This is a genomic window from Streptomyces sp. SD15 (assembly GCF_054462255.1).
The window spans coordinates 181,554-204,644 of the sequence record NZ_JBTLMO010000011.1; the positions used below are offsets into that span (position 1 = coordinate 181,554).

The following is a 23,091-nucleotide window of genomic DNA, read 5'->3' on the forward strand; positions in this document are numbered from 1 at the left end:
TTCACTCCCCCACCGAAGACGCCGAAGACATCGGAGAGACGGGCACGGCGCGCGCGAAGCCGCCGTCCACCATCAGGTTCGCCACCGTCTCCAGCTCCGGCGGATTGCCCGCGAGCCGGGACAGGAACTGGTCGAAGTCGGCGCCGCAGGGCAGCAACAGCCGCTGCACCCGCTCGGCCGGCTGCCAGGCATCCTGGTCACGGGCGTCGTCGTACGCGCAGAACCAGACCGACCCGATCGCGTCGCCCTTCACCTTCACGGCGAGCAGACCGCCCTGCACGAACCCGACACACAGGTAATCCTTGGTCAGATGGTCGCGCAGACACTTGTTGATGTAGACGAGGTCGTTGACGGCGGCCTCTTCACGCACCGTGAAGAACGGCTGGTCGACCAGGAGTCCGAGCTCCGCGTCGAGCGCGGCACCGATCGGCGCGCAACCGCCGGCCGCCTTGAGGAAGGACCGGTACGCACCCGGAAGGCGGTAGCCGAGATCCTCCTCCACACCCTGCACCTGCTGCTCGGTCACCGCGACCGACGACTTCGGCAGCCCGAAGTGCGCGGGCCGCGTCTCCTGCAACGGCCGCGTCCCCCGCTTGTTCTGGTCGACCGCAGCCGTCGCTATACCGCCGTGGTGCCGCAACAGCGCCTTGACCTCGACCGGAACGAGCTCCAGCCGCCGGGTGCCCGGCACGTGGTGCCAGGTCCAGCCGTGCGGGGTCGCCACCGGCGGGATCGTGTCCCACAGGTCGTGGCCGGACGCGGCGAGCGCGGCGTTCGCGGAAACGTAGTCCGTGAGCCGCAGTTCGTCCACGCCGAAGCCCTCCGGAGGCTCGGCGATCTCCGCGGCACCGCGCGCGTACGCCGAGAAGTCGGGGTAGCCGTGCGCGTCGACCCGTACGCCCCTGGGATGGCGAGCCGCCCGGACCGGGTCCGGGAAGTGCACGACCTGCCCGGCGTAGGCCGCGTTCGGCGGCGCGGCTTGCTGCCCGAGCCGACCTGTCGTCATGGCGGTTGCCCCCTGCGGCGTTCTCAATAGCTGTATGGATCGCGGATGTCGACAGCCTATGTGGTGGGAAGACACCGGTCACCGGGCCTCCGGTTCCGTGACCTGCCGTCACCCCGCCGTGACGGTGCGACTAAGCCCGGGCGTGTCGCACCGCCCCAGCTTCCGCATCCGCCACGCCATTTGGCAGTCTGTCTCCGCATCGGGGGATGCACGGGAGGGAAGCACGATCATGAACGCGACGCATACAGAGACAGATACAGGCACGTCCGGGGACCCGCGCGTCGGCTGGAGCAGCGCCGAGGCGCCCCACGCCCCCACCCTCCTGCACCGTCGCGACGGCATACTTCCCACCGTCGCCGCCGCCCTCTCCGTACGCGGCGCGACCCTCACCGGCACGGCGGCGCGCGGCGACCAGCCCCCCGCCCTTCACCCCCTCGTGCAGGACTTCCTCGACACCCTCACCAGCGCCCAGCGCGACCGCTTCACCGGCCGCTGCGCGGAGGCCATCCTCATCTCCCGGCACATCGCCTCCGTCGACGCCACCCGCAGCAAACGCGCCGCGCGCAAGCCGATGACCAACGGCGAGGCCCGCAGGGCGCTCAAGCAGGCCAAACTCACCGCCCGCCGCATCCGCGAGGACGGCGACCCGCTGCACGGCAGCTTCGCCGCGCCCTGCCGCGCCTGCGTCGCACTCAGCGACCACTTCGGCGTCCTCGTCGTCGACCCGGCCGAGACACCGGGCGTCTGAACTCCCCCACCCCTCAGCCTGGCTCGCTCACCACGGCGGCAACGCCGGGCCACGCCGCTCAACTCCATGTCACTCGACGATCGAAGGGCAGATGCACCCCGACCGCACCTCCACCACACGCTTCTCCGTCCCCGTGGACGCCGCGCTGCGCTCCGCGGGCTGGCAGCCCGGGCGCTGGGACATAAAGCAGGCCGAGTACTGGGCCGACGCGCTGCGGGGACACGAGTCGCCCGCGGGGCACCGGCACGTCGTGTTCCCCGCGGCGGTGGAGGCGTGGGCCGAGTTCGGCGGGTTGCGCGTCGCGGCGACGGGGCCGGGGCGGCAGCTCGCGCCGGCCGCGCTCCACTTCGACCCGCTGCACGGTCTGCACATGGCCCGCACCCTCGGTGACCTCGGGCGCGCCCTGGACACCGAGGTCTGCCCGCTGGGCGAGGAGTCCGACTCGCGGGCGTTGCTGGCCATCGATGCGGAGGGGCGCGTTTATACGCTGGATCACACCGGGGACTGGTATCTGGGTTCGGACATCGACTCGGCGCTGACGACGTTGCTGTCGGGGATCGAGCCGGTGCGTCTCACGGCCGGCTGAGATTTCGCCCCCGCCGCCCCTACCCGTTCCCGTCCCTTGGGGGCTCCGCCAGGCATCTCAGCCCGTCCGGCGTTTGAGGACGAGGCCGTCCAGGCCGAAGCGGGGGTCTGGGGGCGGCAGCCCCCAGGGGACGATGGGGGTCCCCCTGCTCGAGCGAAGCCGAGAGCTTGGGGGAGGGTAGGGGCGGCGGGGGCGAGGGAAATCTGCTCAGCCCCCCTCGTGGAACGCGCGCACGCGCGCGTGGACGTCGGCCGGGGCGCGGACGTGGTCCAGGCCCAGCAGCGCGGCCCCAAGGACGGGACGGGCGGAGACCACTTGAGGGACCGCTTTCGGCGCACGGCCGGCGAGGAGCTCGCGGATGCGGTCGTCGAGTTGGGGATGGCGCGCGGCCAGGACGCCACCGCCGAGGAGAACCGGGGTCTCCTGGTCCAACAGATCCAGCCGCGTCAGGGCGACCGTGGCCATCGCGACCACCTCGTCCGCGAGCCGGTCGACGAGGGCGCGGGCCACCGGGTCACCGTCCGACGCCGTGGCGAACAGCACCGGCGCCAACTCGTGCCGCCGGGCCTGCTCGATGTGCTCCAGGTGCAGCGCCTCGATCAGCGCGTACATGGAGGTGAGGCCGAAGTGGGCGGGGAGGGTGCGGGCCAGGGCTGTAGGGCCGCCCCGTCCGTCCTCGGCCCGCGCGGCGTGCCACAGCGCCTCCTCCGCCAGGCCCCAACCACCGCCCCAGTCCCCGGAGATACGGCCGAGCGCGGGGAAGCGGGCGGTGCGTCCGTCGGGGCGCATGCCGACGCAGTTGATGCCGGCGCCGCAGACGACGGCGACCCCACGCGGCTCCGCGATCCCGGCGCGCAGGATCGCGAACGTGTCGTTGCGCACCTCGACACTCGCGCCCCACGCGCGCGCGTGCAGCGCCGCCGCCAACTGTTCCTCCTCCACGGGGAAATCGGCGTTGGAGAGACAGGCCGAGACATGGGAGACCGAGCCGACCCCCGCCTCCGCGAAGGCCCGGGCGACCGCCTCGGCCAACGTGTCCACGGCCGTCTCGACGCCGACCACCGGCGGCCGGAAGCCCCCGCCGCGCGCCGTACCGGTCACTTCGCCGTCGGCCGCCACGACCGCCACGTCGGTCTTGCTGTTCCCCGCGTCGATGGCGAGCACCAAACCCGCGGGGCCGGACCCGGCGGCCGTCCCGGCGCCGGATCCCGATGAGGTCATGCCCACGCGAGGTGCTCCCGGTTGTGCGCGATCAGCTGGTCGGCGAGGGCGTCGGCGTAGGCGTGCTGGCCGATCAGGGGGTGGGAGAGGAGGGCGCGGAACACCCGTTCGCGGCCGCCCCGCAGCGCGGCCTCCAGCGCCAGGTCCTCGTACGCCGTCACGCCTGCCATCAGCCCCGCGTACAGCGGGTCCACGGGCGGCACCGGCAGGGGCGTCGGCTCGTGCGAACCGACTGCCGCCTGCACCTCGATCACGGCGTCGTCCGGCAGGAACGGCAACGTGCCCCTGTTGTACGTGTTGACCACCTGGTAGGGGCTCCCGCCCCCGCCGAGCAGCGCGGCCGCGAGATCGACGGCCGCTTCCGAGTAGTAGGCGCCGCCGCGCTTGGCGAGCAGTTCCGGCTTCTCGTCGAGGGCGGGGTCGCCGTACATCCTCAGCAGTTCCCGTTCCATCGCGGCGACCTCGGCGGCCCGGGACGGCTTGGTCCCCAGCTCTCGTACGACCTCGTCGTGCGCGTAGAAGTACCGCAGGTAGTAGGAGGGGACCACTCCGAGGCGGTCGATGACGGCGCGCGGCAGGCGCACGTCGTCGGCGATGGCGTCCCCGTGCTCGGCGAGCAGCTTCGGCAGGACGTTCTCGCCCTCGGGGCCGCCGAGTCGTACGCCGGTCTCCCAGCTGAGGTGGTTGAGGCCGATGTGGTCCAGGTGGACGTCGGCGGGCACGACCCCGAGCAGCGCGGCGAACTTCCGTTGGAAGCCGATCGCCACGTTGCACAGCCCGACGGCCTTGTGTCCGGCCTGGAGCAGGGCGCGGGTGACGATGCCGACCGGGTTGGTGAAGTCGATGATCCAAGCGTGAGGGTTTGTGCGGCGGACGCGTTCGGCGATGTCCAGCACCACCGGTACCGTGCGCAGCGCCTTGGCGAGGCCGCCCGCGCCCGTGGTCTCCTGCCCGACGCAGCCGCACTCCAGCGGCCAGGTCTCGTCCTGCTGCCGGGCCGCCTGGCCGCCGACGCGCAGCTGGAGCAGTACGGCGTCGGCGCCCTCGACGCCCGCGTCCAGGTCGTCGGTGGTGACGATCCGCCCGGGGTGCCCCTGCCGGGCGAAGATCCGCCGGGCCAGCCCGCCCACCAACTCCAGGCGTTCGGCGGCCGGATCGACGAGGACCAGTTCCTCGATGGACAGGGTGTCCCGCAACCGGGCGAATCCGTCGATGAGTTCGGGGGTGTAGGTCGACCCTCCGCCGACCACGGTGAGTTTCACTGTAGGTTTCCTCGCTTCCAGGTGCTGGGGACGTCGAGGTCGTTCGGCCGGGGGTCCGGGGGTTGTCCCCCGGGGAAACACAGCATGTGGGTCAACCCTTCACTCCGGTGAGTGTGACGCCCTCGACGAACGCCTTCTGCGCGAAGAAGAACACGAGGATCACGGGGGCCATGACCAGCACGGTCGCGGCCATGGTGAGATTCCAGTCGGTGTGGTGCGCGCCCTTGAACGACTCCAGGCCGTAGGAGAGGGTCCAGGCGCCGGGATTCTCCGAGGCGTAGATCTGGGGTCCGAAGTAGTCGTTCCAGGCGTAGAAGAACTGGAAGAGGGCCACGGCCGCGATGCCGGGCTTCGCCATCGGGAGTACGACCTTCAGCAGTGTCCGCAGGTCCCCGCAGCCGTCGACCTTCGCCGCGTCCAGGTACTCGTTCGGGATGGTCATCAGGAACTGGCGGAGCAGGAAGATGGAGAAGGCGTCGCCGAACGCCATCGGGATGATCAGTGGCCAGAGAGTGCCGGACAGGTCGAGCTGCTTCGCCCAGAAGAGGTACATCGGGATGATCACGACCTGGGGCGGCAGCATCATCATCGAGATGACCAGCATGAGTGACAGGTTCCGGCCGCGGAAGCGGAACTTGGCGAGCGCGTAGGCGACGGGGATCGACGACACGACCGTCAGGGCGGTGCCCGCGCCGGCGTACAGCAGTGTGTTCTTCCACCAGGTCAGGAAGCCGGGTGTGTCGAAGACCTTCCGATAGTTGGCCCACTCCCAGGTGTGCGGGATCAGATCGCGGCTGAGTGCCTGCGAGTCGCTCATCAGGGAGGTCAGGAGGACGAACACGAAGGGGAGGACGAAGAAGAGGGCGGCCGCGACACCGAGGGCGTGGATCGCGACCCACTCCAGGAGGGCTTTGCGGTGGGCGGCGCGTGCGCTGTCCGAGGAGGTCCGCACCTGTACCGGCTTGTCGAGTACTTGAGTCATCGTCAGTCACCTGCCTGGATGAGACCGCCCCGGCGCCGCATCAGGAACGCGGTGAACACCATGGACAGGGCGAACAGCACGAGCGCGACCACACAGGCGGAGCCGTAGTCGAAGCGCTGGAAGCCGAGGTTGTAGACGAGTTGGGGGAGGGTGAGGGTGGACTTGTCGGGGTAGCCGGGCTCGAACTGCGTACCGGCGCCCTGGATGACGCCCGACGCGACTTTCCCGGCGATCAGTGACTGGGTGTAGTACTGCATGGTCTGGATCACGCCGGTGACCACGGCGAACATCACGATCGGCGAGATGTTCGGCAGCGTGACGTACCGGAAGCGTTGCCAGGCCGAGGCGCCGTCCAGCTCCGCGGCCTCGTACTGCTCGGTCGGTACGTCGAGCAGCGCGGCCATGAAGATGACCATCAGGTCGCCGATGCCCCACAGCGCCAGCAGGGTCAGCGCCGGCTTGGACCAGGTGGGGTCGTTGAACCAGCCGGGCGCCGGGACGCCGACCTTCTCCAGGATCGAATTGACGGGTCCTGTACCGGGGTTGAGGAGGAAGGCGAAGGCCATCGTCGCGGCGACGGGCGGGGCGAGGTAGGGGAGATAGAAGAGGGTGCGGAAGACCCCCGTGCCCGTCTTTATCTTCGTGATCAGCAGGCCCACGCCGAGTCCGAAGACGACCCGCAGGCTCACCGTCACCAGAACCAGCCACAGGGTGTTGCGCAGCGCCGGCCAGAACAGTGGGTAGTGCTCGAAGACGTACGTCCAGTTCCTTGTTCCGCTCCAGGTCGGCGGCTGGAAACCGTCGTAGTGCATGAAGGAGAAATAGACGGTCGAGAGCAGCGGGTAGGCGAAGAAGACCGCGAATCCGATCAGCCAGGGCGACATGAAGGCGAGCGTCCGAAGCGCCGAGCGGCGGCGCTTGGCGCGCAGTGTGTATGTGGTGCTCATGGCGGTGGGCTACTTCGCCTGGGCGATGTCCGTGTCGATCTGCGCGGCGGCTTTCTTCAGCCCCGCCTTCAGATCCTTTTCCTTGCCGCTCTCGTAGTCGTATCCGAGCTGCTGGATCGTCACGAGGTACGTACCGCCGTTGACCGACGCGGGAGTCGTCGTCGAATTCGGGTCGGAGGCGATGTCCAGGAAGGTCTTGAAGCGCGGGTCGTACGTCAGCTTCGGTGACTTGAGCGCCGCGAGGGTGGACGGGACATTGTGAATGGCGTTGGCGAATCCGACGACGGCATCGGTGTCCGTCGTCATGTATTTCACCAGTTCCCAGGCCGCGTTCTGCTTCTTGCTGGTGGCCGCGATGCCCGCGATGGTGCCGGTGATGTAGCCCTTGCCGTACTGGTCCGCCTGGTCGTCGGGCACGGGCAGCGGGGCGACGCCGATCTCGAAGTCGGTCCCCGCCTCCTCGGCCATGCCGAGCCTCCACTCGCCGTCCAGTTGCATGGCGACCTGACCGGTGTGGAAGGGGTGCTTGGGACCCCATTCGTCACCGAGCTTGGAGCGGTACGTCTCCAGCTTGCGGTAGCCGCCGAGTTCGTCGACGAGCTTCTTCTGGAGGGTGAATCCCGCTTCGAAAGCGGGGTCGTCGGCGAGGTTCGACTTGCCGCTCTTGTCGAAGTACGTCGGTGAGAACTGGCCGAAGTAGTGCTCGGTGGTGGACTCCCAGCCGTGGTAGTTCGGCATGAATCCGAGCTGGGAGTAGCTGTCGCCCTTGGTGATCGTCAACTTCTTCGCGTCGGCCTCGAATGCGGACCACGTCTTCGGCGGGCTGGTGATCCCGGCCTTCTTGAAGGCGGTCTTGTTGTAGTAGAGCCCGTACGCGTCACCGAGCAGCGGCACCGAGCAGCGGTCGCCGTCGAACTGGGTGTATTCGTTCATCGCCTTCGGGAAGGTCGTCGCCGGGTCGATACCCGCCTTCTCGAAGAAGGGGTTGAGATCGACGAAGGCGCCGGAGGAGCAGAACTTGCCCACGTTGTTGGTGGTGAACGAGGAGATGACATCGGGTGCCTTGTCGCCGCCCGCGCGCAACGCCTGATTGATCTTGTCGTCGGTCATGTTGGCGACGATGTTGACGTGAATGTTGGGGTGGGCCTTCTCGAAGCCGGCGACCAGTGACTTCACGGCTTTGGTCTCGCTGGGCGCGCTCCAGGCGTGCCAGAAGTTGATCGTCGTGTCCTTGGAGGCGTCGTCGTTCGCGCCGGAGGAGGACTGGCCGGTACAGGCGGTGGCGAGGAGGGCTATGGAGGCGGAGGCGGCGAGCGCTGTTGCCACCTTCTGGGGCATTCCGGGCATGACGGGGTCTCCCTTGGGCAGGCGGACTCAGGCGAAGGGGGGTGAGAACGGATTCAGGCGAAGGGGGGTGAGAACGGATTCAGGAGAAGGGGGGAGGGTGGATTCAGGAGAAGGGGCGAGGGTGGACTTCAGCGGGAGGTGTCGAAGACCTCGTCGCGGGTGGCAGCCAGCGCGCTCTCCAACGCGCCGCGCAGCACGGGGTTTTCGTGTACGTCGCCGACCACGAGGCGCGGCCGGGACGCGGCCAGCTCCTCCAACTCGGCCTGGACCAGGGCGCGCAACGGTTCGCCGCCCGCGGTGAGCGAGGTGCCGCTGAGTACGACGAGTTCGGGGTCGAGCACCGAGACGAGGGAGGCGAGACCGGTGGCGAGGCCGGTCGCGTAGGTCTCCAGGAGCTTGCGGTGCGGGCCTTCGTTGCGGGCGGCGGCCTGGGCGACGAGGGCGGCGGCGACCTCGGCGTGAGGCCCGGTGGGCAGGGGCTGGATGCCCAGTTCGCGGGCGAGTTTGGGGATCGCCTGGGAGCCGGCGAGCTCCTGGTAGCCACCGCTGTTGGCCCGGGTCACCTGCCGTACGAGGGGCGTTCCGGGCACCGGCAGGAATCCGACCTCGCCGGCGCCGCCGGTCCAGCCGCGGTGCAGGCGTCCGCCGAGCACGAGGGCGGCACCGAGACCGCCCTCGTTCCACAGCAGCACGAAGTCGTCGTGCCCGCGCGCCGCGCCGAGCCGCTGCTCGGCGATGGCCACGAGGTTGACGTCGTTCTCGTACTCGACCGGCATGGGCAGGGCCGCCGCGAGCTCGTCGAGGAGGCTCGGGGAGTGCCAGCCGGGCAGGTGCGAGGCGTAGCGCAGCCGTCCGGTGTTGGGGTCGAAGGCGCCGGGCGTCCCGACGACGAGCCGATGGATGTCGCCCCGGGTCAGCCCTGCCGCCTTCACCGCGCCGTCGAGGGCGTCGGTGACCTGGCGTACGACGGGCTGCGCGGGGCGTCGCCCGGGTGTGGGTATCTCGTACTCACCCACGGTCCGCCCCGTCACATCGGCGACGGCGGCGAGGATGCGCTCGGGGGTGACGTCCAGGCCGGCCGCGTGGGCGGCGCCCGGATTGACCTCGTACAGCTGGGCGTTGGGGCCGGGGCGGCCCTCGCTGGTGCCGGTCGCGAGCACGAGCCCGGCGGCTTCCAGGCGGGCGAGGAGCTGTGACGCGGTGGGCTTGGACAGCCCGGTGAGCTTCCCGATCCGGGTCCTTGAGAGGGGGCCGTGCGCGAGGAGGAGGTCCAGGGCGGCGCGGTCGTTCATGGCGCGCAGGACACGGGGGGTGCCGGGTGTGCCGGCTCCTGGAGTGCTGCCGGTTCCCGGAGTGCCGGTTCCCGGCGTTCCGGCGGATCCTGCCATGGGTGTCTGCACCTGCCTCTCGACTGCCCAGCTTTTCAGTGTGGCTGCCGGGGAGTCCACCGATCACTGTTAGGAAGGTTTCCTATTGATGGAGGAACGTAGGCCGGGGGTGGCGGGGGCGTCAATGGGAGGCGGGGCAGGCAATCAACTCGTAACCTGGGCGCGCGCGAGGGCCGGTCAAGCCCTGGCGGCCGGCTTCGTGCCGGGGCGCCCGGTCGGGTGGTGAGGGAAGAACTCGGCCCCCGCAGCGACGAATGTGTCTGCTGCGGGGGCCACTTGAGGCCTGAGAGCGGCCTCGGGAATGTTTACTTCACGTCGACGTAGTCGCCCGTGGCCGCCTTCGCGCCCGTGGTGGACGTACCCGCGAAGTTGTAGCGGTAGGAGCCGTCGGCCGAGGCCTTGACCGTGGTGGAGAGGGCGCCTGAGGTGCCGGAGGTCACCGTCTTGACCGTGGTGTACGCCGTGGCGTTCTTGGCCTTGAACTGGAGCGTGACCTTCTGGTCCTTGTAGCCGGAGTAGGTGCCCGTCGCCCAGTTGGCGCGGGTCAGGGTGCCCTTGACGGTGAGGGTCTGGCCCTTCTTCACCGGCTCCGGGGTGGCGTTGACCGTGAGCTTGGCGGCGCGCTTGATCTGGGCGGTGCCGAGGCCGCCCCACAGGTCGTAGCCGTAGTCGAAGCTGATGTGGTCGTCGGAGTCGTCGAGGTCCTGCTCCATACGACCGTAGAAGCCGGCGGCCTTCCAGGTCGTGGCGTCCGCCGCCTCGTACAGGTAGTCCTGCGGGTCGAGGGCGATGACCTCCGTGCAGGACTCCGTCACCGTGGTGTCGGTCGTCGCCGTCGCGGTGCAGGTCGGGGCGTCCACGGGCTCCATCTCGTTCTGCATCTTCGAGAGGGAGGCACCGCGGTAGAGGGCGATGCCCACGGCCGTCGTCTTGTAGTCGACGACGAGGTCGGCCGGGCGGGTCAGGGTGTACGTGATCGGGATGTTCACCGTGGCGGTGGTGCCGACAACGATCGCCTTGCCGCTGTTCACCACCACGTTGGAGAAGGTGAGGTCCGGCGTGGTGGCCGACGCGGACGGCACGGCCAGGGCGGACAGAGCCAGGGCACCGGACACGGCGGTGCCTATGGCGAACTTGCGCATGAATTCCCCACATTCGAAGCGGGCCCCTGGGCGTTGAGCTCCAGAACAAGGGCCCGCTGTTGGGGCGACAGTAGACGGTTGCGGATGTGGCCGGAATGCGGGGGGCCTGTGAAGAGGATTAATTCTGCCGCCGGGGTGGCGGTGCGCCAGAAGCCCGGTCCACTCCCATCACGGCTTCGTCACGATCGGTCGGCGTGCGGGTGGGTCAGCGGGGCAGGCTTTGTGACGATCCGTCCTGGTGGGGACGGTGGCGTGGCCGCGCCGCGTGACGGTGCCGGGCAGCTTTTCCGTCACCTTCACCTGGTCTCTTGCGAGGAGGCCCCGGCGTTTACGCCGGGGAGGAATCGCATCCCGTGACAGCGGCGCGGAGCGTCGCCGCATTCTGCTTCGCGGGCGCGGAGCGCCGCTGCGACTTGCTCGGCGGAGCCGAGTGTGGGCGAACGCATGTGCTCATGTTCGCTGATGGGTGTGATCGTGACGGGAGAGGGGCGCGGGCGTGTGGATCTCGTACGTATGGTCGTCCGGCAGGGGTGGGTGACCGGAACTTCGGGCGGGGGTGAGGGTGTGGCGGAAGCGGCAGGGGCCGACGGAGCGGGGCATGCCCGGTACACGTTCCGGCTTCGCGTGTCGTCCACCGCCCACATGCTGCTGATGGCGGAGTGGGACCGGTGCCGGTGGGTGTGGAACGAGTGCGTGGCCAAGTCGAAGCAGGCCCACGCTTGGAACAAGAACCGTCCCGAGGGCACCGGCAAGCGCACCTGCGGCCCGGCGCAGCTCGACAAGATGCTGACCGATGCCCGTGCTCGCACGCCGTGGCTGCGTGAGGGCTCCAGCGTTCCGCAGCAGCAACTCATCCGGGATTTCGGCAGGTCCAAGGCCAAGGCTCACAAGGACATCCGCGGTCGAGTTACGCGGCATCGCCGGGCCGGGATGCCGAAGTGGAAGAAGAAGCGCGAGACACTGCCAACGCTGAACCACACCCGGCGCGGCTTCCGTCTCAAAGACGGCAGGCTGCGTCTGGCGGGCGGCATCACCTTGACGGTGGTGTGGTCGCGAGACCTTCCGGCCGACCCGTCATCGGTGCGCGTATATCAGGACGGCCTTGGGCACTGGTACGCCAGCTTCGTCGTCCCCGCCGAGGTGCGGCCGCTTGCCGGGACCGGCCGCGTGATCGGCATCGACTGGGGTGTGAAGGAGACTGCGACCACCACCAGCGACGCCCATGACCTCCCCCACGCCCAGCACGGGCGCAGGGCCAAGGAGAAGCTGTCCCGGTACGACCGGATGATGGCCCGCCGCAAGCCCGCCAAGGGGCAAGCGGCCTCCAAGGGTTACCGCGAGGCCAGGAAGTGGCGGGCGAAGACGTACCAGAAGATCGCCCGCCGGCGGCAGGACACCGGGCGCAAGTGGGCGAAGAAGGTCGTGACCGACCACGACGCGATCGCTGTCGAGGACTTCAAGCCGAAGTTCCTCGCCAGGACCACCATGGCCAAGAAGGCCGCCGACGCAGCCATCGGCGCCACCAAACAGGCCCTGATCGAGATGGGCCGCAAGCACGGACGCATCGTGCACCTGGTACACCCCGCGCACACCACGATGGACTGCGCGCACTGCGGAGCGAGAGCCAAGCACGCACTGCCGCTGGGAGAGCGCATCTACACCTGCACCGTGTGCAACACCGTGTCCCCACGGGACAAGAACTCCGCACGCGTGATGCTTGTCCGGGCTGGTCTCAACCCGGCTGGTGTCGAGGGCATAAGACCATCCGGGGCGCCGCCCCGGATGGCTGCCTGAGCCAGGAATCCCCTCCCTTCAGGGAGGGGAGGATTCAATCCCCGGTCTCCAGGAAGGAAGCCGTGTCGAGCGTCGGGTACGGGGCGGGCAGTGGCAGCGGTTCGCCCAGGTCGACCTTGATGTCGGAGTCGTAGTACGCCTCGGTCGGGTCGTCGCCGGGGGCGATCGGTTCGGTGTAGCAGTGGGCCGTCTTCGCGCGGCGGTTGATCAGGACGTAGACGGGGACGCCGGCGGCGGCGTAGGTGCGGAGCTTGGGGCCGGTGTCCGTCCAGTGGTGGGTGGAGGTGACCTCGCCGACCAAGGCGATCATGTCGATGGGATACCAACCCTTGTAGGTCTTGCGGTACGACTTGTCGGCTTCGGTCGGGTCGCGGTGGAGGACGTAGAAGTCCGGGATGAGCAGAGCCGTGGTGTCGGCGTCCTCATCGGCGGCTCGGTAGCCGTTGCCCGTCCCCGTGTGGACGCATCCTGCGGCGTGAAGCTGGTAGCTCAGTTCGCCGGCTCCGTGGTTGTGTCCGTCATCCGGCAGTCGCGGCACGACGACCGTCTCCTCGACGTACTCGGGTCGAATCGGTGCCGCGCTCGCTTCCTCGAAGGCGATCAGCAGGTCGATGGGGTCTTGCAGGGGATCCGTGCCCGGTTTCGCGATGACGATGGTGCTCATCAAGGTTCTCCTCGTCTGCTGGTGCGAGGCGCTCGCCTCGGAAGAACCATGGGGCGATCGGACGGTGCGCCTGGCCCGAAGGCCGGAGTTCTCACTCGAACGAGCGTGCTGAACCGTTCCGCTCCTCCCCGCACCCGCAACACGCCAAGAGGCGGCACCCCGGAATCCCGGGGTGCCGCCTCCCTCGTAAGCGCTCCTACTTCGTCGTACTCGGCGGAGTAAGGGGTGAAGCCGCTGCCGACTGCGGTGAGGACGTGTTGGCGAAGGCCGATGGGGCCGACATGCCCGCTGTCGGGTCCGCGGTCGGCTCCTCCACCGGCTGGGCCGGGATTCCGCCGACGATGCGGATGCCCTCCGCGTCGAAGGCGTACTTGATGCGCCAGCGCAGTTCGCGCTCGACCAACAGGGACTTGCCGGGCATCGTCTTCGCCGAGACGCGCACGACCATCGAGTCGAGGAGGACGCTGTCCAGGCCGAGGATCTCGATCGGGCCCCAGAGGCGCTCGTTCCAGGGCTCCTCCTTGCTCATCCGCCCGGCGACCTCGTTGATGGTGGCCTTCACCTTGTCCAGGTCCTCGGACGGGCGGACGGTCACGTCCACCCCGGCGGTGGACCAGCCCTGGGAGAGGTTGCCGATGCGCTTGACCTCGCCGTTGCGGACGTACCAGATCTCGCCGTTGTCGCCGCGGAGCTTGGTGACGCGCAGGCCCACCTCGATCACCTCGCCGGAGGCGACGCCCGCGTCGATCGTGTCGCCGACGCCGTACTGGTCCTCAAGGATCATGAAGACGCCGGAGAGGAAGTCCGTGACCAGGTTGCGGGCGCCGAAACCGATCGCGACGCCCGCGACACCGGCGGAGGCCAGCAGCGGGGCCAGGTTGATCTCGAACGTGCCGAGGACCATCAGCGCGGCCGTGCCCATGATCAGGAAGGAGGCGACCGAGCGGAGGACCGAACCGATGGCCTGGGAGCGCTGGCGGCGGCGCTCGACGTTCACCAGCAGGCCGCCGAGCGCGGTGCCGTCGACCGCCTGGGCCGTGCGGTTCATCCGTTCTATGAGCTTGGTGATCGCCCGCCGGACCGCCACTCTCAGTACCGCCGCGATCACCAGGATCAGCAGCACGCGCAGGCCGATCGCCAGCCACGTGGACCAGTTCTGCTCGACCCAGCTCGCGGCGTTGGTCGCGCTTTCCTGGGCGTCCTGAAGCGAGGGGACCGAAGGGTCGGTCGCCGAGGGGGAGGGCGACGGGGTTGACCCTGCGGCCCGCAGGACGGTCGAGAACACGGCAGGTACCTCCAGGCGTAGCGGTCCGCCCGAGGCATGGGGACATGTGAGGGCACCAACGGGCAGAACCACCACACTAACGGGGCATCGTGTGTGGATCGTTGCAATGTTCGAGGGAGAGACCGTACTCACGTGGGGATGAAGGGGGTGTGGTCGAAAACACTCCCAGCCCGTTACCGGGACATGGTGGCGCTTCCACCAGGCAAGAGGAGAGACTGGCTGCAGATCGTCCCGGCGCGAGCCACGCGCCGCCGGCGTACAAGGAGGCATCCGTGCCGCATGTCCTGGTCCTCAATGCGTCGTACGAGCCACTCGGCGTCGTACCGCTCCGCCGCGCGCTCGTCCTCGTCCTGGAGAACAAGGCTGTCTCCTTGGAGGAATCCGGCGCCTTCATGCATAGCGCGACCGTTACTGTCCCCGCACCCAGCGTGGTCCGGCTGAAGAGGTTCGTACGGGTCCCTTATCGGGGGCCCGTTCCGCTGACCCGACGGGCACTCTTCGCCCGCGACGGCGGCCGGTGCATGTATTGCGGTGGCGTCGCAACCAGCGTCGACCACGTCATCCCGCGCAGTCGCGGGGGTCAGCACGCCTGGGACAACGTGGTGGCGTCATGCCGCCGCTGCAACCACACCAAGGCCGACCGTCACCTGGTCGAGATCGGCTGGCGCCTGCGCCATAAACCCGCCCCGCCGACGGGGCTCGCCTGGCGCATCATCGGAACGGGACATAGGGACCCGCGCTGGCTGCCGTACTTGCAGCCGTACGGCGCGGAGGATGCGATGGCCCGGATCGACGGCATTTCTGCCTGACGATCCGGGCTTTTGCGTACCCCTCGGTCCGTACCCCGTGGTCCGCCCCGTGCGGCCTCGCGTCAGACGCGGGGTCCCTCGGGGCGGGCGCCGCGCGTCGCGTACAGTGCCGTGCCCAGTACGAAGAGTGTGAGGGCGGGGGTCCAGGCGCCAGGCTGGGAGCCCGGCTGCAGGGGCCAGGTGAGAAATGTCTGGCTTCTCATACCCGGCGAGGTGGTCGACAGCTGCACCGCGCCGAAATACAGCGCCGTCGGCAGCCAGCTCGCCCGGGCGCCGAAGATCACCGCCCCGGCCGCCGTGATCCCGATGGCGCCCAGTGTGTTGCGGACCGTCCCCGCCGCCCCGAGCGACTGCGCATCCCCGGGCACGGCGAGGGCCAGGGCTGCCGTGGTGGCCGCGGTGAGAACCAGCAGATGGGCCAGGCGCCGCGGCCACCAGGGGCGTACGGCGGTCTCGTCCAGGTCACGGGTGTACGAGTGCAGGCTCATGCCGATCGCCGCGGCGGCCAGCAGCGGGGTGAGCCAGAGGAGCGGGGCGCCGCGGTACGGGAGGAAGGCGTCCGGGCGGCTCGCCGCCCCCAGGGTGAGCAGCGCGGCGCAGGCCAGGGCGGCCAGGGCCGTCGGGATTCGCCGGGAGCGGCTGTAGAGGGCAAGGGGCTTGAATCCGGGGACGGGGTTCGATCCGGGGACGGTGGTCGGTCCGGGGACGGAGTTCGATCCGGGAACGGATTTCACAGTGACGGGACCTCGCTCGGGTTCGGGTCGCACTGTCCGGCCGTACTGAAGTAGCGGCTCAGCCAGGAGCGGCGCTCGTCGGCGGTCATGGCGGTGAGACGGGCGTACGCCTCGTTCTCGGCGCGGTACCGGGCGAGTTCCTTCTCGTCGCCCTGCTCCCGGGCCCGCGCCACGAACTGCTCGCGCATGTCCTCGTACAGGGAATCCGGAGCCAGCCACTTCAGCACGGCCTCGTCCGCGACCCGGACCCGCTGCGCCGACGGCGCCGCGCCGCAATCCCAGCGGACCAGCGCCCGGGCGGCCTCCCAGGCGTACCGCTCCGGATCGGTCACCTTCCCCCGTACGGTGTTCCAGCCGAACGGGGTGAGCATCGGCAGCTCTGCCTCGTCCTCGCGCGAGCGGCGCCCGAGGTCCTCGAAGCGGACCGGCAGGTTCTGCACGCCCCGTAGCCGGCCGGTGAGACCGGACAGCGCGCGGGTCACCTCCGGCAGCATGCCCGGGTAGGTGGCGTTGACGCAGATCTGCGGGGTGGTGGACTCGTCGCACACCTGACGGTGGACGAGTGGGTTGTCGCGCAGCAGCCCGTCGCCCGTCTGGACCAGCAGAACGGCGGCGCCGAGCGCGGCGGCGAGCGGCAGCAGGGCGGTGGCGCGGCGGTACGCGGTATGGGCCAGGACGGCGGCGGTGGCGAGCCCGGCCACCCACAGGGCCGATGCGAGGGGGTGCCACCAGACCAGCAGGTCCTCGTCGTCGAACTCGAGCGACGCGGCAGGCGTGAGGTAGCGCAGGCCCGAGTGCCTCTCGCCGACCAGGACGAAGACGACGTAGCAGGCGATCGCGAGTGCGGGAGCGGTCAGCCGCCAGGGCAGCAGCCGTCCGGCCACCTGGCCGAGCACCGAGGCCGCGCCGATCGAGACCGCGGCTCCGGCGTAGACCAGCGGAGCCGGGCCGCCGGCCGACGCGTACGGGGCGCAGGCGAGCAGTGCTCCGGCCGCCGCCAGCGCGTAGGCCGCCGCCAGCCAGCAGGCGAGCGGCAGCGCGGCCGTCAGGAGCTGGGCGAGCGGCGTCCGAGCGGTCGAGGCGCGCAGTTCGGTCAGCCGCAGTCGGCGGTCCCGGCCGCCCTGCCAGGCGCCCGCGGCGAGCGCGAGCGGCACACCGATCAGGCCGGCCGCCGTGTTCAGCAGGCTGGTCGTCTCTCCCCAGCTGCCCTGCCACTGGCCCGCCTTGGCGGCGAGGATCCACACCAAGGTGATCAGCAGGGCGGCGGCGGACCAGGGGCCGATGCCGCGCAGGGACTCCGTGCGGAGGGGATGGGGAGCGGAGCCGGGCTTCGCGGCGAGGGGCGTTCGGGGTGCCCGGGGCGGCAGCGTGGTGAGCTGCGGGTTTTCGTCGGTCGGGGTGTGCGTGTCTGCCGAGCGGTCGCCGTTCGGCTGGGTGCTGATGGTCATCGGCCGGCCCCCGTCGAAGCGCGGTGGCCGCGCAGAGCAGTGGTGTAGCCGCGCTCGAGGGCGTTGCCGTCGGACTCGTCGCCGTCTGCGCCGAGGGTGGCGAGGGAGTGGGGCGTGCCGCGGTAGGCGACCTGGCCGGCCTCGATCAGGGTGACGTCGGTGCAGGCCGCGGCCACGTCCTCCACCAGGTGGGTGGAGACGATGACGGTGGAGACCCGGCCCAGCTCCCGCAGCAGCGCGCGGAAATCGACGCGCTGCTCCGGGTCCAGGCCCGCGGTGGGCTCGTCGAGGAGCAGGACGCGGGGGTCGTTCACGATGGCCTGGGCGATGCCGACGCGGCGGATCATGCCGCCGGACAGCGTGCGGACCTTGGCGTCGATGCGGTCGGCGAGCCCGACCCGGGCCACGGCCCGCTCGACCGCGGCCGGGGCGGCGGCGGCCGGCAGTTCCTTCAACCAGGCCACGTATGCCACGAACTCCCGCACGGTGAACCCCGGGTAGTAACCGAAGTCCTGCGGCAGATAGCCCAGTTCGCGGCGGACCGCACCGCGCTCCCGTCGTCGGCTCAGGTCGCTGCCGAGCATCTCCACACGGCCCTCGGCGGGCTCCGCGACCGTCGCGAGGACGCGGACGAGGGAGGTCTTGCCGGCGCCGTTGGGCCCGAGCAGTCCGTGGACGCCGGGGCCGAAGTCCAGGTCGACGGCGTCCAGGGCGGTGGTTCTGCGGTGCCGGACGGTCAGTCCGGAGACTTGGATGGCGGCGGACCCGGGGCCGGGATCGGCGTTCGTATCAAGGGTGTTCACATCGTCTCCAGACGGTCGTACGCGGTGCGGCGCGCGGCGAGCAGGAGGGCGCAGAGCGCGGACGCCGCGGCCCAGCCCCACTGCGGTGAGGCGCCGGTGAAGTAGACGGAGAGCTGGTCCGTGAGACGGACCGTCAGGACCGGGTCGGTGGCCATGAGGACCGGCGCCGCCAGCGCGAGCAGCCAGCCTCCGCCGACCACCGCGGACGCGATATGGCAACCCACGTACCCGGACAGCGCCAGCGTGGCCAGCGTGAGGGCGAGCCCGGGCAGCAGCCAGGCGGCCGCCACGGGTGCCTGCGGCAGGCGCGGATCGGTGGCGGCCGGGAGCAGCAACCCCGCCGCCGTCAGCAGCGGCAGACTCACCGCCAGTACGGCCGCCGTCCGCATGAGCATCAGGCGCAGGCCGCCGGACGGCGATGCCGTGACGATCTCGTGCAGTGGATCGGCGTGCCGTCCGTACGACAGGGCGACCCCGGCGACGGGGACGATCGGCGCGACGGCCAGCAGCAGGGAGCGCACGCTGTCGAAGCCACCCCCGTACGCGAGCGCGAGCGCCCCGACGGCCACCAGCACCACCGCCCCGGCCCAGGCCCCGCGCAAGGCGGGCCCGGCGGCCCAGAGGATCCGCCCGAGCCGCCCCCCGACGGCGCGGGCGCGCTTCGGCACGGGGGGCGGTGCGGGAGCCGGTGCCGGAGCCGGTGCATCCGCCACCGCCGATGCGAGGATCGCGTCCCGCACCTCCGCCAGCACCACCCCGGCCGCCCCCGCGCGCGCCGCGCCCGAGGCCCGTGCGGCGCAGTCCCCGCAGCGCTCCAGGTGTTTCTCCAGGGACCAGGCTTCCGTCTCCGGAAGGGAGCCGTCCGCGTAACGGGCGACGAGGTCGTCGGGTGCGTGCCAGCCGGTCATGCCGAACCTCCCAGCGGAGACGGATCCAGAGTCGGGTTGAGGTGGGCGAGCGCCGCCCGGAGTTCCGCGCGGGCCCGCATCGCGCGTGTCTTGACCGTGCCCTCCGGGATCCCGAGCAGCCGGGCCGTCTCCCGCGTGGTCAGCCCGTCGACGACCGTCGCGCGCAGCACCTCGCGCAGCTCGGGCGAGATGCGGTCCAGGGCCGTGCCCACGTCCCCGTACTCCAGGCCCGCCAGCACCCTCTCCTCCGCGGAGGGCGCTGGCACGGGCGCCGTGTACTCGACGCGCTCGACCCGATCGGCCCGTTCCTGCACGCGCCGCGCGTCGACGAGCCGACGCGCCGCGATCGTCCACAGCCAGCCGCCTGCCTCCGCGCCCTTGTGCGAGGTCGCGGACCGCCACACCGTCACGAAGGTGTCCTGCAGTACTTCTCGTACGACTTCGGGATCGGCGCACCGCCGGGTCAGCCGCGTGTGCAGCCACCCGGCATGCCGGTCGTACAGCGCGGCCAACGCCGCCGAGTCCCCGTCCGCGACGGCCCGCAGCAGTGCCGCGTCCGTAGCTTCCTCCGGGTGGCCCCTCATGGGGCGGAACAGTCTCACACCCCGTCTATCGATCATTGAATGGCGATCGGTTCACTGCGCCGGGGGGCGACCGGTTCCCCGCGTCGGAGCTGTTGTCGTCCGCGTGGGGAGGCGTCGAGCCGGAACGGAAGGCGACCGGAAGTGTGACCACAAGCACGTTGTTCGTCCGTGTACGTCTGCCGTCGCGCCCGTTGGGTAGGGCTGCGGTAACCCGCTTCCAGCCGTACGACGACAAGGAGACCCCCGTGGCCGCATCGGCACACCTTCTGCTCTCGGCCCTTTCCAAACCCCCGGCGGAGCCGTCCGCCACGCCCGATGTCTGTATCTTCGGCAGCTACAGCGCGGAGGGCGCCTGCGCCGAGCCGCCGCTGACCAGCGAACCTCCTCTCCCCGACGCCGAGCCGCTGACCAGCGAGCCACCGCTGGCCGACGCCGCGCACCTGACCAGCGAGCCCAGCTCCGCCGGTGCCGGCGCGGACGCGTCGGGGGTCTAGATGGCGCCTCGCCCGTCCGACGGTCCTCGGGACACACCGCTGTCCCGGCTCGCCGAGCTGCACGGCGTCGCCACCTCCTACAGCCCCTCCCCGGACCGTACGGTCGCGGCCGCCGACGGCGCGGTCGTCGCGGCCCTGGCGGCGCTCGGCGTCGACGCGAGCACGCCGGACGCCGTCCGCGTGGCCCTCGCCGCCCGGGAGAGCGAGACGCGGGAGCGGCTGCTGCCGCCGACGGTGGTGTGCTGGGGCGGCCACACGCCCGCCGCACTGGCCGCGCTGCCGGACGGCACCCGCCTGCGCATCACGACCGAACAGGGCGAGACCCGCGCCTCCGCCGAACAACTCCCGCCCGGCGTACACGCGTTGCACGCCACCGCGCCCGACGGCCGCACCGCCGACGTCCACCTCGTCGCCGCCCCCGCCCGACTGCCCGCGCCGCCCGGACGCACGTACGGACTCCTCGTCCAGCTCTACTCGCTCCTGTCCCACCGCTCCTGGGGCATGGGCGACCTCGGTGACCTCGCCGAGCTGACCGCCTGGGCGGGCCGCGCGCTCGGCGCCGGATTCGTGCAGGTCAACCCCTTGCACGCGGCCGTACTCGGCGTCCCCACCGACCCCTCCCCGTACCGGCCCTCCTCCCGGCGCTTCCCCGACCCGGTGCATCTGAGGGTCGAGGACATTCCCGAGTTCGCCCACGTCGACGATCCGGGCCGAATGCGGGCGCTGCTGGAGCGTGCCGAGCGACTGCGTGAATCCGTGCTGCACAAGGGCGCGTTGATCGACCGCGACGCCGTGTGGGAGCTCAAGCGCGAGGCGTTGGAACTGGTGCGCGCGGTGCCGCTCGGGCCGGGGCGGCGGGCCGCGTACGCCGATTTCCTCGCCCAGGAGGGCGAGGCGCTGGAGGACCATGTCACCTGGTGCGCGCTCGCCGAGGTGTACGGCTCCGAGTGGCAGCGCTGGCCCGCGGGCCTGCGCGATCCCCGCTCGCCCGCAACCGCCCGCGCCCGGGGCGAGTTGATGGACCGCGTCGAACTCCACAGCCGGCTCGCCTGGCTCACTGACGCCCAGCTCGCCACCGCGCAGAGATCCGCGCGCGACGCGGGGATGGCGGTGGGGCTCGTGCACGATCTCGCGGTCGGGGTCCATCCGGGCGGGGCCGACGCCTGGGCGCAGCAGGAGTACTTCGCGGCGGGCATGTCGGTGGGCGCGCCCCCGGACGCCTTCAACGCGCGCGGTCAGGACTGGGGCCTGCCGCCCTGGCGCCCGGACCGGCTGGCCGCCTCGGGCTACGCGCCCTACCGCCACCTCCTGCGCGCCCTCTTCCGCTACGCGGGCGCCCTGCGCATCGACCACGTCATGGGCCTGTTCCGGCTCTGGTGGGTCCCGCAGGGGCAGCCGCCCACGGAGGGGACGTACGTCCGTTACGACGCCGAGGCGATGCTCGCGATCCTGACCTTGGAGGCCTCGCGGGCCGGGGCCCTGGTGATCGGCGAGGACCTCGGCACCGTAGAGCCGGGGGTGCGCGAGACGCTGCACGAGCGCGGGGTGCTCGGCACGTCGGTGCTGTGGTTCGAACGTGACTGGGACGGCGACGGACTGCCCCTTCCCCCCGAGCGCTGGCGTGCCGACTGCCTGGCCACCGCCACCACCCACGACCTGCCGCCCACCGCGTCCCGGTTCAGCGGCGACCACGTCGAACTCCGCGACCGGCTCGGCCTGTTGACCGGCTCCCTGGAGGAGGAGCGGGCCGCGGCCGCGGCGGAGACGGGGGAGTGGCTGGCGGTGTTCGCCCGGCTCGGGCTGCTGCACGGCGCGGGCCGCGGGGGCGGTGGTGGCTCGGCGGTGTTGGAGGAGGCCGAGATCCAGGCCGTGCACCGGTTCCTGCTGCGTACGCCCGCCCGCATGATCGGCGTCTGGCTCCCGGACGCGGTCGGCGACCGCCGCCCGCAGAACCTGCCCGGCACCTGGGACCAGTATCCGAACTGGCGGCTGCCCATCGCCGACGCGGACGGTCGCCCGGTGACGCTGGAGGAACTGGCCGCGTCGCCACGGCTGCATGCGCTGATCGAGGTGCTGCGGGCGCGGGCGCGGGCGCGTGCGGGTGATGGCGGGGGCGGGGGCGGTGGTCGCGCGGCGCGCTGACGTCTTCGTTGGGCACCTCGTGATGCCTCCGTACGGCACCCCGGGCGCGCGACTCATTTAGGTGTTCGCTACGTTTGCACCGTGGACAAGAAGAACGCCCTGCGCGCCGGCGCCCTGGCTTCCGGTACGACGCTGATGATGCTGCTCATGTCGTCCCCCGCGCTAGCGGTGACCCCCGACGACGGTGACGACCCCGGTCCGGGCCTGAGCGTGATCGACACGCTCGGTCTCTACGTCGCCGCGCCGATCGTGCTGTTCCTGGTCATCGCGGGTCTCGTGATGGTCCTCGACAAGTCCGACAAGCAGCTCGGCCAGAAGCGGGGCTGATTCCGGGGACTGGTTCCGGGGGCTGGTTCCGGCCCTCTCCTCCATCGCTCCGTCGAGGGAGTCCGCGCATCCACCGGGTGCGCGGGCTCCCTCGACGTGTTTTCCGGGGTGCCTCCGTCAGGGCCTGTCCGGCGGATCAGGTCGGAGGGAAGCGACGGCGCCGCGTCTCTGCGTAAGATCAGCAACCTCTCCCGCGCCTTCACCGTCCAGGCCCGCACCCTGGAGCAGCTCGACGCCCGCGGCCTCATCCGGTCCGTCGTCCTCGCGGTCGTCCTGCTCGACGAGAAGCCGGAGTCCATCCTGACCGCCAACGCCGTCGGTGACGCCTTCGTCGCCCCCTTCGGCTACGGCTACGGCGCTGCTGGTGCGGCCCGATGGATACGTGGCCTGGGCCGCTGAGTCCCCCGACGCGGCGGCGATCGAGGCGGCGGTGGTGGCCGCGCTGGGGAGCTGAGGGACGGTCGGCGTCA

24 protein-coding genes are annotated in these 23,091 nt (G+C 70.8%); 9 read left to right on the forward strand and 15 right to left on the reverse strand.

The features are described from left to right. Position 1: 1 nt before the first annotated feature. Positions 2–1,006 carry an SMI1/KNR4 family protein gene (locus ACX28W_RS13880; protein ID WP_458999221.1) on the reverse strand — a complete coding sequence of 335 codons (1,005 nt, stop codon included), beginning with the start codon at positions 1,004–1,006 and terminating at the stop codon, positions 2–4. Between the two features lie 229 nt (positions 1,007–1,235). Here ACX28W_RS13880 and ACX28W_RS13885 point away from each other — a divergent pair, with 229 nt between their 5' ends. Next, positions 1,236–1,754, forward strand: coding sequence for a YwqJ-related putative deaminase (locus ACX28W_RS13885; RefSeq protein ID WP_458999222.1), 519 nt, complete (start codon positions 1,236–1,238; stop codon positions 1,752–1,754). Positions 1,755–1,845: 91 nt separating this feature from the next. Then, a complete protein-coding gene (locus ACX28W_RS13890) occupies positions 1,846–2,340 on the forward strand; it encodes an SUKH-3 domain-containing protein (protein ID WP_458999223.1) in 495 nt (164 codons plus the stop codon). A gap of 207 nt (positions 2,341–2,547) precedes the next feature. Here ACX28W_RS13890 and ACX28W_RS13895 read toward each other — a convergent pair whose 3' ends face one another. The 7 genes from ACX28W_RS13895 to ACX28W_RS13925 form a co-directional block, all read right to left on the reverse strand. Continuing rightward, positions 2,548–3,561 carry an N-acetylglucosamine kinase gene (locus ACX28W_RS13895; protein WP_458999224.1) on the reverse strand — a complete coding sequence of 338 codons (1,014 nt, stop codon included), beginning with the start codon at positions 3,559–3,561 and terminating at the stop codon, positions 2,548–2,550. Next, complete coding sequence (locus ACX28W_RS13900) at positions 3,558–4,823, reverse strand: family 4 glycosyl hydrolase (protein WP_458999225.1); 1,266 nt, start codon at positions 4,821–4,823, stop codon at positions 3,558–3,560. The genes ACX28W_RS13895 and ACX28W_RS13900 overlap by 4 nt, the downstream gene beginning before the upstream one ends. Before the next feature lie 91 nt (positions 4,824–4,914). Next, on the reverse strand, positions 4,915–5,805 hold the full coding sequence (locus tag ACX28W_RS13905) for a carbohydrate ABC transporter permease (RefSeq protein ID WP_458999226.1): 891 nt from the start codon (positions 5,803–5,805) through the stop codon (positions 4,915–4,917). A 2-nt stretch (positions 5,806–5,807) separates the two neighbouring features. Next, a complete protein-coding gene (locus ACX28W_RS13910; protein WP_458999227.1) occupies positions 5,808–6,752 on the reverse strand; it encodes a carbohydrate ABC transporter permease in 945 nt (314 codons plus the stop codon). A gap of 9 nt (positions 6,753–6,761) precedes the next feature. Then, entirely contained in the window at positions 6,762–8,099 is a 1,338-nt protein-coding gene (locus ACX28W_RS13915) for an ABC transporter substrate-binding protein (RefSeq protein ID WP_458999228.1), read from the reverse strand. A 128-nt stretch (positions 8,100–8,227) separates the two neighbouring features. Next, positions 8,228–9,487: an ROK family transcriptional regulator gene (locus ACX28W_RS13920; protein WP_458999229.1), complete on the reverse strand. Its 1,260-nt coding sequence runs from the start codon at positions 9,485–9,487 to the stop codon at positions 8,228–8,230. 305 nt (positions 9,488–9,792) lie between these two features. Next, the gene (locus ACX28W_RS13925; RefSeq protein WP_458999230.1) at positions 9,793–10,629 is read right to left on the reverse strand and encodes a hypothetical protein; all 837 of its coding nucleotides are present in this window, start codon (positions 10,627–10,629) and stop codon (positions 9,793–9,795) included. A gap of 564 nt (positions 10,630–11,193) precedes the next feature. On the opposite strand from ACX28W_RS13925, the gene ACX28W_RS13930 reads away from it, so the two are divergent. Continuing rightward, entirely contained in the window at positions 11,194–12,423 is a 1,230-nt protein-coding gene (locus ACX28W_RS13930; RefSeq protein WP_458999253.1) for an RNA-guided endonuclease InsQ/TnpB family protein, read from the forward strand. Between the two features lie 34 nt (positions 12,424–12,457). Here the strand turns inward: ACX28W_RS13930 and ACX28W_RS13935 are convergent, their stop codons facing one another. Both ACX28W_RS13935 and ACX28W_RS13940 read right to left on the reverse strand, forming a co-directional pair. After that, entirely contained in the window at positions 12,458–13,087 is a 630-nt protein-coding gene (locus ACX28W_RS13935) for a Uma2 family endonuclease (protein WP_458999231.1), read from the reverse strand. Positions 13,088–13,283: 196 nt separating this feature from the next. Continuing rightward, positions 13,284–14,372, reverse strand: a complete 1,089-nt coding sequence (locus ACX28W_RS13940) for a mechanosensitive ion channel family protein (RefSeq protein ID WP_458999232.1) — start codon at positions 14,370–14,372, stop codon at positions 13,284–13,286. A gap of 272 nt (positions 14,373–14,644) precedes the next feature. On the opposite strand from ACX28W_RS13940, the gene ACX28W_RS13945 reads away from it, so the two are divergent. Then, positions 14,645–15,181, forward strand: coding sequence for an HNH endonuclease (locus tag ACX28W_RS13945; RefSeq protein ID WP_266699227.1), 537 nt, complete (start codon positions 14,645–14,647; stop codon positions 15,179–15,181). Positions 15,182–15,243: 62 nt separating this feature from the next. Here the strand turns inward: ACX28W_RS13945 and ACX28W_RS13950 are convergent, their stop codons facing one another. From ACX28W_RS13950 to ACX28W_RS13970, 5 genes are read right to left on the reverse strand one after another with little or no spacing between them, the layout of a single operon-like run. Beyond that, positions 15,244–15,915, reverse strand: a complete 672-nt coding sequence (locus ACX28W_RS13950) for a hypothetical protein (RefSeq protein ID WP_458999233.1) — start codon at positions 15,913–15,915, stop codon at positions 15,244–15,246. Next, the gene (locus tag ACX28W_RS13955) at positions 15,912–17,363 is read right to left on the reverse strand and encodes a hypothetical protein (RefSeq protein WP_458999234.1); all 1,452 of its coding nucleotides are present in this window, start codon (positions 17,361–17,363) and stop codon (positions 15,912–15,914) included. Before ACX28W_RS13955 ends, ACX28W_RS13950 begins: the two co-directional genes overlap by 4 nt. Further along, on the reverse strand, positions 17,360–18,166 hold the full coding sequence (locus ACX28W_RS13960; RefSeq protein WP_458999235.1) for an ATP-binding cassette domain-containing protein: 807 nt from the start codon (positions 18,164–18,166) through the stop codon (positions 17,360–17,362). Before ACX28W_RS13960 ends, ACX28W_RS13955 begins: the two co-directional genes overlap by 4 nt. Next, positions 18,163–19,074 carry a zf-HC2 domain-containing protein gene (locus tag ACX28W_RS13965; RefSeq protein ID WP_458999236.1) on the reverse strand — a complete coding sequence of 304 codons (912 nt, stop codon included), beginning with the start codon at positions 19,072–19,074 and terminating at the stop codon, positions 18,163–18,165. Before ACX28W_RS13965 ends, ACX28W_RS13960 begins: the two co-directional genes overlap by 4 nt. Further along, positions 19,071–19,658, reverse strand: a complete 588-nt coding sequence (locus ACX28W_RS13970) for an RNA polymerase sigma factor (RefSeq protein WP_458999237.1) — start codon at positions 19,656–19,658, stop codon at positions 19,071–19,073. Before ACX28W_RS13970 ends, ACX28W_RS13965 begins: the two co-directional genes overlap by 4 nt. Positions 19,659–19,903: 245 nt before the next feature. Between ACX28W_RS13970 and ACX28W_RS13975 the strand changes: the two genes are divergently transcribed. From ACX28W_RS13975 to ACX28W_RS13995, 5 genes are all read left to right on the forward strand, one after another. After that, complete coding sequence (locus ACX28W_RS13975) at positions 19,904–20,152, forward strand: hypothetical protein (protein WP_458999238.1); 249 nt, start codon at positions 19,904–19,906, stop codon at positions 20,150–20,152. Continuing rightward, positions 20,153–22,294: a 4-alpha-glucanotransferase gene (gene malQ, locus ACX28W_RS13980; RefSeq protein WP_458999239.1), complete on the forward strand. Its 2,142-nt coding sequence runs from the start codon at positions 20,153–20,155 to the stop codon at positions 22,292–22,294. Positions 22,295–22,375: 81 nt separating this feature from the next. Next, positions 22,376–22,621: a hypothetical protein gene (locus tag ACX28W_RS13985; protein WP_362082323.1), complete on the forward strand. Its 246-nt coding sequence runs from the start codon at positions 22,376–22,378 to the stop codon at positions 22,619–22,621. A 108-nt stretch (positions 22,622–22,729) separates the two neighbouring features. Then, positions 22,730–23,020 carry a hypothetical protein gene (locus tag ACX28W_RS13990; RefSeq protein ID WP_458999255.1) on the forward strand — a complete coding sequence of 97 codons (291 nt, stop codon included), beginning with the start codon at positions 22,730–22,732 and terminating at the stop codon, positions 23,018–23,020. Then, positions 23,004–23,075, forward strand: a complete 72-nt coding sequence (locus ACX28W_RS13995) for a hypothetical protein (RefSeq protein ID WP_458999254.1) — start codon at positions 23,004–23,006, stop codon at positions 23,073–23,075. Before ACX28W_RS13990 ends, ACX28W_RS13995 begins: the two co-directional genes overlap by 17 nt. Positions 23,076–23,091 lie beyond the last annotated feature (16 nt).